Genomic DNA, 12,921 nt, shown 5'->3' with positions numbered 1-12,921 from the left:
TGAATCTTCGCCTGTGCTGAACCTCTATGGTTTATATGCGGTGGCACATGGTTATTATGTACAAGTTTACTATGCGATAATTCCCTATCGGTGACGGTTTTCCTGCAATTGGCGGGAGAATTTCGCGGGTGGGTATTAGCTTTGCTTTGCAAGAAGGTGGCTATTGAGGTTATGGAAGCCTATAACCTCCAGCAGTCTCTAGTATTAGTGCAGGTTATTGTGTCCAGCAATCTCCAGGATTTTGCCATACGCGTTCACTCTATAAGCTGCGCGGTGCCAAACTAATCGCTCAAGCTCTCCGCTCCGACGGGTTTCCGCCCAAATCGCTCCTGCTCAATGGGCGGTTGGAAACGTCCTGTTTCCAACCCGTCTGTGCTGCTAGCTTTTCGCGAAGTTTGGCATCCTGCTCGCTTAAATCCGTTCTCTGCTGTATGTCAAAATCCTTGGGTCGTGTTTCAGGGTAAAAGTAACGTATGCCCGAGGTTTGATCGGGGGGCTTGAAGGTAGTATCTCGCACCCCAGTATTTTTAAGCTCCAGCTACCTTACTGTAAGAAAATGCACCAGATTTCTTCAAATGCTGCTGAAAATCCCGTTAGCCAACCCAAGGATATTGATTTGCAATAGGGAAACGACTTCTAAGCGAGCAGCTACCCGTTCTTCGCGAAAAGCTTTCGGCGTAGAAAGGTTGGAAACAGGACGTTTCCAACCGGCTACGAGGCAGGAGCCGATTTAGCCGGGCACCTTTCGGGGCCGAAAGCTTGAGCGTTAGAACGGGTGCGCGCAGCTTACTGAGTGACCGGTGCAAATCAATATCCTGGAGACAGACTCTTTCAGAGACCCCAAACAAGCAAAGCATGCTAATTCCCATAGAAACCAGCATGCTTTACCCAAAAAACTATTCTATTAAGACCTGCCTAGAAGCGAACGCAGCTTACGCCTCCTTCAACTCAGCCAAGCGAACCTGTAACGCCCCAATACGTCCGTTGATTCCTTCAAGCTTCTCCCGCTCCTTGGCTACAACTTGTTCTGGGGCCTTAGCGACAAAGCCTTCGTTATTAAGCTTTCCGGCCAGACGGCTTTGCTCTTGGAAGGCTTGGGCAATTTCTTTTTCGACGCGGGCGATTTCCTTGTCGAGGTCGAGGAGTCCACGTAAGGGGAGGTAAACCTCAACACCCTCGAGAACTGCACTGGCAGCTTGAGCTGGTTTAACCTCCAAACTCGCCACCACATCAACTTGAGAACCACCGGCTAAAAGTCGAATGCTATCCTTGCCCATTTCTAGAACTCCTAAGGTTTCTTGCTCTGGGGCAACGAGTATAATCTCGGCTTTTTTACCGGGTTGAACATTCATCTCGGCACGGATATTGCGGATAGCTTTAATGACCTCCATAATCTGATTCATTTGTTTCTCAGCCGAGCTGTCTTGATATCCTTTGACTTGAGGCCAAGCTTGAATCATGATGCTTTCCCCAGTGACCGGTAGGTTGTGCCAGATCTCCTCCGTAATGAAGGGCATATAGGGATGTAATAGCTTCATCGTTCCTTCTAAAACCTCAAGGAGAATCGACTGGACAGTATGACGTGCTTCCGGATGCTCTTTATCATAGAGTCGACCTTTAGCCAGTTCGATATACCAATCACAGAATTCATTCCAAATAAACTCATAGAGAAGACGAGCAGCTTCACCCAGATCAAAGCGATCAAGGGCCGCAGTAACTTCATCGATGGTCTCTTCGTAGCGTGAGAGAATCCAGCGATCTTCTAGCTTAAGGTCGCCCCGTGGGCCTTCCGCAAAGTCCTGCAGATTGAAGAGCACAAAGCGCGAGGCATTCCAAATCTTATTAGCAAAGTTTCGAGTCGCCTCCAAGCGCTCAGGATGGAAACGCAGATCATTACCCGGAGTATTGCCGGTAATAAGCATGAACCGCAGGGTATCGGCGCCGTATTGATCGATGATCTCTAGGGGATCGACACCATTACCCAAGGATTTGCTCATTTTCCTACCCTGAGCATCCAAGACAAGACCATGAATCATAACTTTCTTAAAAGGAACATCCTTCATGAATTCCAGACCCATGAAAACCATGCGGGCTACCCAGAAGAAGATGATATCCCGCCCGGTCACAAGTACTGATGTGGGATAGAACTGCTTCAACTCCGGGGTATCTTCCGGCCAACCCATGGTTGAGAAGGGCCATAACCCGGAAGAAAACCAAGTGTCCAAGACATCCGGGTCTTGCTTAAGCTGTTTGGAACCGCATTTTGGGCAACTCTCCGGATCGACCTGCACGCAGATCTCTGCCCCGCAATCTTCACAATACCAGACTGGAATCCGATGACCCCACCACAGCTGACGAGAGATGCACCAATCCCGGATATTCTCCAACCAACCCAGATAGATTTTGGCGAAACGATCAGGGACGAATTCCATTAGCCCTTCCTTTACCACTTCCATAGCCGGCTTAGCTAAGGGAGCCATTTTAACAAACCATTGCTTACTGACCATGGGTTCAACTACTGTAGAGCAACGATAACATTCTCCTACAGCATGCTGATGATTATCGACTTTCACCAATACTCCCAGGTCCTCAAGGTCCTTGACGATAGCCTTCCTCGCGGCATAGCGCTCCATCCCTTGGTACTTCCCGGCCTCCTCATTCATGTTTGCCTCACGGTCCATGACTGAGATAGAGAGCAGATTGTGGCGCAGACCCACTTCAAAGTCATTAGGATCATGTGCCGGGGTAATCTTGACCGCCCCTGTCCCGAACTCTCGGTCCACATAGTCATCGGCAATGATGGGGATTTCCCGATTCATTAAAGGTAGCAGCACAGTCTTACCGATCAGATGTTGATAACGTTCATCCTCCGGATGAACAGCAACTGCAGTATCGCCCAGCATGGTTTCCGGACGCGTGGTCGCTACCACTAAAAATTCTTCACTATCTTTTACAGGATAGCGCAGATGCCAAAGATGTCCTTCCCGGTCCACATGCTCAACTTCAATATCGGAGATCGTGGTATGGCAGTGGGGACACCAATTGACGATATAATTGCCACGGTAAATCAAGCCTTTATTATAGAGATCTACAAAAACCTTCCGTACGGCCTCGGAGCATCCCTCATCCATCGTAAAGCGTTCCCTCGACCAGTCGCAGGAAGCACCGAGGCGGCGAAGTTGTCCGGTAATCCTTCCTCCATACTCTCTTTTCCAGTCCCAAACCCGTTCTAGGAACTTGTCTCGACCAAGTTCATGGCGATTGGTGCCTTCCTTGGCCAACTGTTCCTCCACTTTGGCTTGGGTGGCAATGCCTGCATGGTCCGTTCCGGGAAGCCATAGGGTATTGTAGCCCTGCATCCTTTTAAAACGGGTAAGGATATCTTGGATTGTACTATCGATCGCATGTCCTAAATGCAGAGCACCGGTGACATTCGGTGGGGGCATGACGATACTGAAGGGTTCCTTGGCATTATCTACATCCGCATGAAAATAACCTTTTTCCTCCCAATAGGGATACCATTTCCCTTCAACTTGACTTGGGTCATAGACCTTTTCCATTTTTAAGTCCTCTGACATTCGTAATGCTCCTTTCATATATAGAAAATATAACAAAAAAGCCCTTCAGCCACTAAAGGACGAAGGACTCGCGGTACCACCTTTTTTCAAAGAATTAAATTCTTTGCACTCTAAAATGCGATAACGAGCAAACCGTCAAGGGCTACCCTATTCGCCCCTGCCCCTCCTGTGCGACCCTAACCTCCAAACGGGAAAGACTTTCAGCCTTTGTCTTCCTCTCTAAGCCGCCGGTTCAGCTATTCCTCACATTCCTCGGGTTTTACTATTAATATTTTTTATTATATCTTTATACAAGGATAATGTCAAAAGGCATTCTCAGTTTTATTATGTATTTGACGTATATAGTGTGTTTAGTGTGTTTAGTGTGTTTAGTGTGTTTAGTGTGTTTAGTGTGTTTAGTGTGTTTAGTGTGTTTACTTTTTTCCAGTATTTAGAAAGAATGTTTTCAAAATCTTCACTCCACAATTGTAAATTCTTATGATACAATATGGAATGGTAATATGTTGAAAGATGTAAATAGAAACAAATCTTGCAGGGGAGGGTCGGAATGGAACATTTCTTAAACAAAATAAGCGAATTTTTCTTCAAGCACTCTAGGATTGTTCGATGGTGGTTTAATTTATCCGTGTCGTCAAAGCTGGCATTGGCTTTTGGCATCAATGCCATGATCACCATTTCAGCAGGTGGAGCAATCTACTACATGGTTAGGACAGGAGCCGATCTTGAACAGAACATTGGACTTTATCTTGGTTTATTAGTAACCGCTGGTATTATTGTTCTTTTTTATGGTCTTTACATATCCTTCTTAGTTGCAACCCCTCTAAGACATAGCGTTGTCTTTGCTGAAAAGGTAGCCAAGGGTGACCTCACGGCAACCATTTACAGCATGGGACAAAAAGATGAGCTAGGAACTCTCTGTGCTTCCTTAAATGAAATGACCGAGAATTTTCGTTCCTTGGTTGGTGGTATTACTAATAGCGCAGATATTTTTGCCGATTCCACGCATGTCTTATCAACCCAATCCAAATCTACCACACAATCTGCCCAGCTCGTTTCTTCATCTCTTCAGCAAGTGGCTATCGGGTCACAAACCCAAGCCAATAGTGTGCAAAACATAATGACAAACATCCAATCCATGGCCCATGGAGTTCGCCAGATTGAAGATCACATCCATTTAGCCGATCAATCCTCCCAACAGTCATTACAACTCGCAGAAGATGGCGATACCGCCATGAACGTAGTCAATCAGCAGATGGATCATATACATAATTCCGTAGATGGCACGGCAGTGATTATTGCCGCCCTAGGCGAAAAATCCACTGTTATTGGTTCGATTGTAGAAACCATTAAGGCCATTTCTGATCAAACCAATCTCTTAGCCTTAAATGCAGCTATCGAGGCTGCCCGGGCTGGAGAACATGGACGGGGCTTTAGCGTGGTTGCTGAAGAAGTTCGTAAACTTGCTGAACAATCTACTCTCTCAAGCGCTCAGATCGAGACTATTATCTTCGATATTAAAAACAGCCTAGATGAAGCTATCGCCAGTATGGATTCCGAAAAAGGTGTTGTTCAAAGCGGGGCTAAGGCTATCCATAATGCTCAAGAAGCATTTACCCGGATCAAAGAAAGCACGCAAACACTTAGTCAGCAAATTCAAAAGATCTCTTCCTTATCCCGCGGGATAACTCAAAGTTCCGACATCATTGCTCATGAAGTTACCCAGGTCTCCGCTGTCTGTCAAGAAACAACCGCTCAGACTGAGGAGGTCGCCAGCAGTAGCTCTGAGCAAATGCTTGCCATGCAAGAAATTCATTCCTCTGCACAAGAGCTATCCGATACAGCCATGGACCTCCAACAGGCAGCTCGTAAGTTTAGATTGAACTAATAATATTGATTACATTTACAAAGCAGATACTGATGAACTAAGTCAGTATCTGCTTTTTATTGCACTTTGAGACTTCACTTGTGCTTTTGATCTTCGTTTCCATACCCTCGTTTTTGACCTTGACTTTTGTCTTCACTTCAACTTTCTTTCTCTTTTCCCTTCACTTTAAGCTCTCGGTACCCCGGTCAACTCAGCCGTCCATTGGTCCAGTGCCACTAGGTCATGAGGGCCAAGATCAGCAATCGATTTTTTACCCATGGCTCGAATCCCTTCCTCCATTTCCAGGATGAAAGAATTTATTACCTTCACCACACTCTGTGCCGCCAGCTCGACATCCAATCGATTCTTATATTTTGAATCATAATAAACTAGCTGTGTCAAAGGTTCCCATGGCATCACCTTGCCAATTTGTTTATGTACTAGGGCAAAAAGAGGCACCGTACCAACATAGATGGCATCAGCACCCAAAGCGAGGGCCTTTAAGCATTCACCGGGAGTAGCATATCCTCCTGCGGCAATCAGGCTCACCTCATGCCTTACCCCCTGTTCTCTAAGGTATCGTTGTGCACGGACAAGATTATTGATACTCGGCATGCCAAAGTCATCACTGATGGTAGGCGAGGATGCGGCTGTCCCCCCCTGTGACCCACCAACGCAAATGACATCAAAACCTGACTCGATGGCGATTGCTAAATCTGCCTCAAGCCTTCCCCCACCCATGAGCTTAAGCCCAATGGGTTTTCCCCCCACCTCTTTACGCAAATCCCTAATGAAACGCGGCCAATCTTGAGGATTTGCAATATCAGGGAAAATTGCGTAACCCTTCAGAGAGGCAACAGGTGAAATCCCCATGATCTTCCGGGCCTTCCCTTTAATTTCATGTGGCTCAATTATATGCCCACCCAGGCGCGCCCCCTGTCCCATCTGAACTTCAATCATATCAGCCGCTGCTATTGCTTGCGGATTTCGTCCATAGTCATGACGACTGACTTGCCAGATGTACTTTCCCGCCGCCTCCCTCTCCTCAGCCAAAAAGGGACCTTCCCCAGAATTTGTGGCTGTCCCTAATTGTTTAGCTGCTTTGGCCAAAGCAACTTTCGCTTGTTCACTTAAGCCCACCCCGAAGCCCATGCCGCCAATCATCAAGGGAATCGGCAGGGTCATCGGTATTTCAGCTCTAGGGCCGAGGGTTACAGATAAATCCACTGGGACACCGATTTCGATAGGGGAGCGCACAAGTTGGGCCGGAACAAATAAGAGATTATCATAATGGTTAAAGGGTTTCGGACTGCCTAAAGGCCTTTTAATAATTTTTCCTGTTTCTGCTCGCAAACTTATATGAATGATGTTTTGCAAGGAAGTTCTCTGCACAGCACTCCATAGCTCAAGTAGATTTTCCGAAAAAGGATCTGATAATAACCTACTTGCCACAAGATCGAAAATCCGCTGCACCCCCGATCGAAAAAAACGTTTGCCTAAGAAGAGCGCTATCAACACTAAAAGCATCCAGCCAAGAAAGCTAGCTACTACACCAAGACCAAAATAGACCAGGCCGCTGTTCACATAACCATTCCTTTACAAACTATATTGATACCTACTTATAGTCTGCGACCCTTACCAAATTCTATACTAAAGGACATCCTCTTCCCACCATGCTTTTCGATGATTAGAAGAGTACTTGTTTTCCTCTTCGCCTTGATTGTACTCCCAATCCTCTTCAGTAAAATTAACCTGTCGGTCCTGCTTTTTTAATTCTCTTTGCCGAAATGAGGGTGCTTCCTTGTAGGAGACCTTTCGATCTTCTTCCAAGAAGTCGTTCCAATCATCCACATGATTATCCCACTCATCATACGCACTGGCTCGTCCAGCCGAGCCACTATAGGTCCCTCTACCACTATAATCATCACCCCATGTATAGAACCGGGGCGCTCTTCGTGAGGATTGTAATGCACTTCCCTCGCGACCCGCTCCAAAGGCTCCGGCAAGAATCCCAATTAAGCCACCTTCAGCTAAAATCTGGATAACTCCCCACGCACTCAGCTCTAAAAAAAGGGCAATCAAAAAAACACAAAGCAAGATATAGCCTAGACTAGATGCCCCCCCTAAAATCCACTGCCCGCTTGCCTTCCCCGTCACATAGCCTGCTGCAAGGCAGCTTAATACTAGGCCAATATCCATCAACATTGTGGTCGATAAGCCCGTAAATCCCATGGCTGTCCAAAATAATCCCGCAAGTAAAGTAATGACGGTGACTAATAGAGCGGCACTCATCCCCTTAAGGATCGAATTTCCCACGCCGATCGCTCCCTTCCATTCTTTACTACATATCTATGTTAAACCTGTCCCATTCATGCGTGAAATCATAGAAAGCCAAAGATGAATGGAACATTCTACCTTTACCATCTTCACCTGCCTGTGAATATAGTAATAATCAAGGAAAGGGGGATTTTCCATGGACTACACCCGCTATGTCGTGCAACCTGGGGACAGTATCTATAAAATTGCCAATGCTTATAAGGTGGAAATGTCCGAAATTATCAATCTCAATCATCTTAAGCATCCAGACCGCATTTATCCTGGTCAGGTGCTTTTGTTACCCACCTCTGAATACCAAGATATGACGCCCGGAGAACTATCCGAGCCTAACTTTACTTATGCCATGCTGCTATTCGATGTTTATGCCGGTAAAGATTCTGAGCTTTCCGCAGTAACTACCTACCTGTACCAAGCCGTGGTCCTAGATCGTCCGGAGTTCGACGAGCTCCTAAGACCTCTTGCCTATGACGAGCTACGCCATTTAGAACAATTGGCTTGGTGTATCCGCTTTTTGGGTTTAGATCCCCGCTATGGTGCTTTCAGTAAGGGGCGCTGGTTTGATTGGCGTTCTCGTTACCTAAATTACAGCACGGACCTCTGTGCCATCCTTGACTACAACATGAAAGATGAAGCCACTGCTGCAAAACACTATACCGACCTAGCCGAAAAAATCCCTATTCCCCAGATCCAAACCATCCTCCTGCAAATCGCTGCCGATGAAGAGCGGCATTACCAATGCTTAGCAGATGCGAAAATGCATTTCTGCGGTTGTGAAGCTCCTAAGACTCCCTTGATCAGTGAAGCTGAGACTGAAGCAGAGTGATGATAAAGAACAAATAAAATCCTCCCCCCGCCAGCAAATGCAGAGGACAAAGGGACCCCCTTCGCCGTATCGTCGAATAAATAAAAAAACCCGAACCGATAGCCAATAGGGCGCTCCATAAAGCGAGGGGTTCCAGTTTCCATGGCGTTAGGGCTATACCTAAGGCCGGAATCACGGAGCTTTGAAAAACCATTGCCCCCGTAATATTTCCCAAAGCCAAAGTATCCTTGCCTCTCCGCAACCAGATAACACTATTAAATTTTTCCGGAAGCTCTGTCGCAATTGGGGTAATAATCAAGGACAATATAAAGGCTGGAATCCCTGTCATTTGAGCAACGGATTGCACAGCTCCCACAAAAACATTCGCCCCTGCCACGATTCCCAGCAAAGCACAACTCAACTGGAAAAGAATAATGGCAAGGGAAGGGTTAGAATGGCGTTGAGCAAAATAAAGAGGCGCTAAATGTCCGCATTCATCCGTTCCTATGCAGTTGTACACAGTTTTAGCCACATAAATTAAATAGAGCATAGGCAAAAGAGCAGCCACAGCCAACTTCATTTGATGATTCGGTAAAAAAGAAGCTGCAATTGCTAATCCATACACCACTAAGAAAAAGGCAAGATCATGCTTAATCACAGCCGTGTTAATGAACAAGGGCTTGTTGCTACGCCGGAAAATCAAAACTGCCACCCCGGAAATAAAAAAGGCTAAGGTAACCAACATAAAGGGGGCACCTAAAATCGCCCCGATTCCCACGTCGGCTAGTTCTTCGCCACCGCTTATACCCAAAAAGGCAATAATCGGAACCATGGTCTCCGGCAAGGCTGTACCCACTGCCGCCAACACACTCCCAACCGCACCGGCACCTAGATTGAGCCGTTTCCCCAGCCACTCCACACCGTTGGTGAAGACCTCAGCCGACATTAATATTATCCCCAGACCGATAACCATCGTCACTAAATCGCTCAAAAGGCTTCCACTCCTTACCTACACTTTCGGGAATTCAATCTATTCTATCCCCATAATGTATATTCAGAGGGAAGCCTTCTCATTATCTCGAAAAGTCTCCATATTATTTTTTTCGTCAAACTATCAGACGTCTGTTTCTTGTTCGCCTATTTCTACATCTTCCTCTGTCATAGCAAGTATTTCTTCAAGTGCTTGATGCAGCTCAGGAACCCCTATTCCAGTCTCTGCTGAGTAGGGGATGATCATATGCCAATCTGGAATATTCAGAGCTTTAGCAATTTGACTTAAATGCTTTGCCCATTGTCCCTTAGAAATCTTATCAGCCTTGGTAGCGACCACAAGCACCGGTAGTCCCCGATTCCGCAAAAAACCATGCATCTCTTCATCCTCAAGACTAGGGATATGACGAATATCTACGACCTGAATAACAGCCCTTAGATTCTCCCTCCAGGAGAAATACTCCTCCATCATCTTACCCCAGTTGGCCTTGAGCTCTTTGGAGACCTTGGCATAACCGTATCCCGGCAAATCCACAAATCCCCATTCCTCATTAATCCGATAAAAATTAATCATCTGCGTCTTGCCCGGGGTGTTTCCCGTCCGGGCAAGATTCTTGCGATTAATAAACTTGTTGATCAATGAGGATTTACCCACATTGGAACGTCCCGCCAGAGCGATCTCTGGTCCAGTTAACTCCGGGTACCCTTTACTATTGACAGCAGAAGTAATAAATTCCGCCTTACGAATGGTAATCACATGACATACTCCTCTACCCCAAAACTCTTCAAAAAGCACGGAGCCACACGCCCCGTGCTTTAAATCCTTGATTATTGTTCACTCAAGTTAGCGAACACTGTAAGCAAAATCTTAAGATCCATTTGCGATATAGGCACGGCATCAAGACACTGGATGATCCGGCGTTGGCACAGAGGTAATTTCCCCTTCTCCCATGATCGGGAATCGATTCCTGGTCCCTAAGTATTCCTCTGATTCGGCCACAGGTAGCAGGGCAATATGAGCTACTTCTTCCATCCGACTCACAAAGTGAAACTCCATTTCCTCACGGACATTCTCAGGAACTTCTTCTAAGTCCTTGCGGTTTTGCTCCGGCAAGATCACTTTCTTGATTCCTGCCCGATGAGCCGCCAGGACCTTTTCCTTGACGCCACCGATCGGTAAGACATTACCTCTCAAAGTGATTTCACCCGTCATGGCTAAATCCGAAGGCACTGCCCGTTTGGTTAAAGCCGATGCGATAGCTGTAGCCATAGTAATTCCGGCTGAAGGGCCGTCCTTGGGAATCGCTCCCTCCGGAACATGAATATGAAGATCGGTCTTTTCATAGAAATCATCCGGTATCCCTAATTCACGGGAATGGGAGCGAACAAAGGTCCGACCCGCATAGGCAGACTCCTTCATCACATCTCCCAGCTTACCGGTTAAAGTCAGCTGACCTTTACCGGGTAATGGAACGACCTCAATGGTTAAGACATCCCCACCCACTTGTGTATATGCTAAACCTGTGGCTGCGCCAATTTCTGGTTTAAGTCTTGCCTTTTCAAAATGATAACGCTGAGCTCCTAAGAGCTCCTCCAGCATCTCCAGAGTCAGGGTCTCGGTCTTCCATTCCTTTTTCACTACCCGGGTAGCGACTTTACGGCAAAGATTAGCTATCTGCCGTTCTAGATTCCGTACACCGGATTCACGAGTATAGCCTTGGACGATCTTCAGGAGAATCTCGTCCTCGACCACCAATTGGCCAGCCTTTAACCCATGGGCTTTGAGTTGCTTGGGCACGAGATAGCGTTTGGCAATATTGACCTTTTCGTCCTCAGTGTAACCACTTAGAGAGATAACCTCCATCCGGTCGAGGAGAGGTTGTGGAATGGTATGCACTGTATTGGCTGTCATAATGAAGAGGGTACGAGATAGATCATAGGGCAAATCCAGGTAATGATCGGAAAAGCTATTGTTCTGTTCAGGGTCAAGAACTTCGAGCAGAGCTGACGCCGGGTCACCGCGGAAGTCCGAGGCCATCTTATCGATTTCATCGAGCAGAAAGACAGGGTTGGCTGTTCCAGCGTTCCTCATCCCTTGGATAATCCGCCCCGGCAGAGCCCCGATATAGGTCCGCCGATGCCCCCGAATCTCTGCTTCATCACGGACTCCCCCTAAAGACATGCGCACAAATTTCCGGTCAAGGGCACTAGCCACGGACTTAGCCAAGGAGGTTTTACCTACCCCCGGTGGCCCCACGAAGCAAATGATGGGACTTTTCATCTTGGGTGTCAGCTTGCGAATCGCCAAGAATTCGAGTATGCGCTCTTTGACCTTTTCCAGACCATAATGATCCTCATCAAGTATCTTTTCAGCGCGTTTGATATCCATCTTATCCTTGCTGATTTTCGTCCAAGGAAGGGCAATAATCCAATCTAAATAAGTACGTACTACAGTTCCTTCCGAGGAGGCCTGGGGCATCTTTTCCAGACGGTCAATTTCCTTTAAAGCTCGCTCTTCCACTTCTTTGGGAAACTTTCCTTGAGTAACTTTCTCGCGATACTCCTCAACTTCAGCTTGCTTTTCGTCCTTATCCCCTAATTCCTTTTGAATCGCCTTCATTTGCTCCCGCAGATAATACTCCTTCTGAGTCTTTTCCATCTGCTTGCGCACACGAAGACCGATGCGACGCTCTAGCTCAAGAACTTCATTTTCCCGCATGATAATTTCTGTTAACCGCTCTAATCGCTCAGCTACATCGAGAGCATCCAAGATGGTTTGCTTATCCCCAATCTTTAGATTCAAATGGGACACCACAATATCTGCCAAACGTCCGGGATCATCGACACCCAAAACAGTGCCCAAAGTCTCCTGAGGGACTTTTTTGCTGAGCTTAGCGTACTCTTCGAACTGGTGGATAACCCCATGAGTCAAGGCCTCGATTTCCGGAGTAATATCGTATACTCCCTCTTCGCCTTCTTCAACCCGCACTTTAAAATAGGGCTCCTCCGCTATGTACTCGAGAATTTTTCCGCGCTGCTTCCCTTCCACAAGAACACGCATCGTCCCTCCGGGGAGCTTTAAAAGCTGTTTGATCTCAGCTAGGGTACCGATTGTATGAATGTCATCCGGCTGGGGCGAATCAATCTCAGTCTCCTTTTGTGATGACAAGAGCAGGATGCGATCATCCAACATAGCTTGCTCAATAGCAGCCATGGAGCGCTCTCGCCCCACATCTAGATGGATGACCATGTACGGAAAGACCATAATTCCTCTTAAGGGGAGCAACGGTAATTCTCTTTCTTTACTCATTCAATTCCCTCCCTACCCATCGGGTAATCATATAATAACC

10 protein-coding genes and 1 other annotated feature are annotated in these 12,921 nt (G+C 46.8%); of the genes, 3 read left to right on the top strand and 7 right to left on the bottom strand.

All coding sequences use genetic code 11. The features are described from left to right. Positions 1 to 141 precede the first annotated feature (141 nt). Positions 142 to 285 carry a hypothetical protein gene (locus AAC978_RS01915; protein ID WP_341546263.1) on the top strand — a complete coding sequence of 48 codons (144 nt, stop codon included), beginning with the start codon at positions 142 to 144 and terminating at the stop codon, positions 283 to 285. Between the two features lie 4 nt (positions 286 to 289). Here AAC978_RS01915 and AAC978_RS01910 read toward each other — a convergent pair whose 3' ends face one another. Continuing rightward, a complete protein-coding gene (locus AAC978_RS01910) occupies positions 290 to 517 on the bottom strand; it encodes a hypothetical protein (protein WP_341546262.1) in 228 nt (75 codons plus the stop codon). Between the two features lie 415 nt (positions 518 to 932). Further along, entirely contained in the window at positions 933 to 3,578 is a 2,646-nt protein-coding gene (locus AAC978_RS01905; RefSeq protein ID WP_341546261.1) for a valine--tRNA ligase, read from the bottom strand. Between the two features lie 52 nt (positions 3,579 to 3,630). Next, positions 3,631 to 3,840, bottom strand: a binding site (T-box leader). A 285-nt stretch (positions 3,841 to 4,125) separates the two neighbouring features. Here AAC978_RS01905 and AAC978_RS01900 point away from each other — a divergent pair. Further along, positions 4,126 to 5,463, top strand: coding sequence for a methyl-accepting chemotaxis protein (locus tag AAC978_RS01900; protein WP_341546260.1), 1,338 nt, complete (start codon positions 4,126 to 4,128; stop codon positions 5,461 to 5,463). A 165-nt stretch (positions 5,464 to 5,628) separates the two neighbouring features. Here the strand turns inward: AAC978_RS01900 and AAC978_RS01895 are convergent, their stop codons facing one another. Next, complete coding sequence (locus AAC978_RS01895; protein WP_341546351.1) at positions 5,629 to 6,969, bottom strand: FMN-binding glutamate synthase family protein; 1,341 nt, start codon at positions 6,967 to 6,969, stop codon at positions 5,629 to 5,631. Between the two features lie 123 nt (positions 6,970 to 7,092). Then, entirely contained in the window at positions 7,093 to 7,758 is a 666-nt protein-coding gene (locus AAC978_RS01890; RefSeq protein WP_341546259.1) for a YrzE family protein, read from the bottom strand. Between the two features lie 157 nt (positions 7,759 to 7,915). Between AAC978_RS01890 and AAC978_RS01885 the strand changes: the two genes are divergently transcribed. Then, positions 7,916 to 8,602, top strand: coding sequence for a ferritin family protein (locus AAC978_RS01885; protein ID WP_341546258.1), 687 nt, complete (start codon positions 7,916 to 7,918; stop codon positions 8,600 to 8,602). On the opposite strand, the gene AAC978_RS01880 is transcribed toward AAC978_RS01885, so the two are convergent. From AAC978_RS01880 to lon, 3 genes are all read right to left on the bottom strand, one after another. Next, positions 8,574 to 9,572 (bottom strand): sodium:calcium antiporter, encoded by a 999-nt coding sequence (locus AAC978_RS01880; RefSeq protein ID WP_341546257.1) that lies wholly within the window; start codon positions 9,570 to 9,572, stop codon positions 8,574 to 8,576. The genes AAC978_RS01885 and AAC978_RS01880 overlap by 29 nt on opposite strands. Positions 9,573 to 9,695: 123 nt before the next feature. After that, the gene (yihA, locus tag AAC978_RS01875; protein WP_341546256.1) at positions 9,696 to 10,328 is read right to left on the bottom strand and encodes a ribosome biogenesis GTP-binding protein YihA/YsxC; all 633 of its coding nucleotides are present in this window, start codon (positions 10,326 to 10,328) and stop codon (positions 9,696 to 9,698) included. A 141-nt stretch (positions 10,329 to 10,469) separates the two neighbouring features. Beyond that, positions 10,470 to 12,881 carry an endopeptidase La gene (lon, locus tag AAC978_RS01870; protein WP_341546255.1) on the bottom strand — a complete coding sequence of 804 codons (2,412 nt, stop codon included), beginning with the start codon at positions 12,879 to 12,881 and terminating at the stop codon, positions 10,470 to 10,472. Between the last annotated feature and the right edge of the window lie 40 nt (positions 12,882 to 12,921).

Origin of the sequence: Desulfitobacterium sp. THU1 (assembly GCF_038181555.1) — a bacterium.
Lineage (GTDB): Bacteria > Bacillota > Desulfitobacteriia > Desulfitobacteriales > Desulfitobacteriaceae > Desulfitobacterium.
The sequence above is the reverse complement of the archived record's forward strand: the minus strand, read 5'-3'. Positions and strand labels throughout refer to the sequence as shown.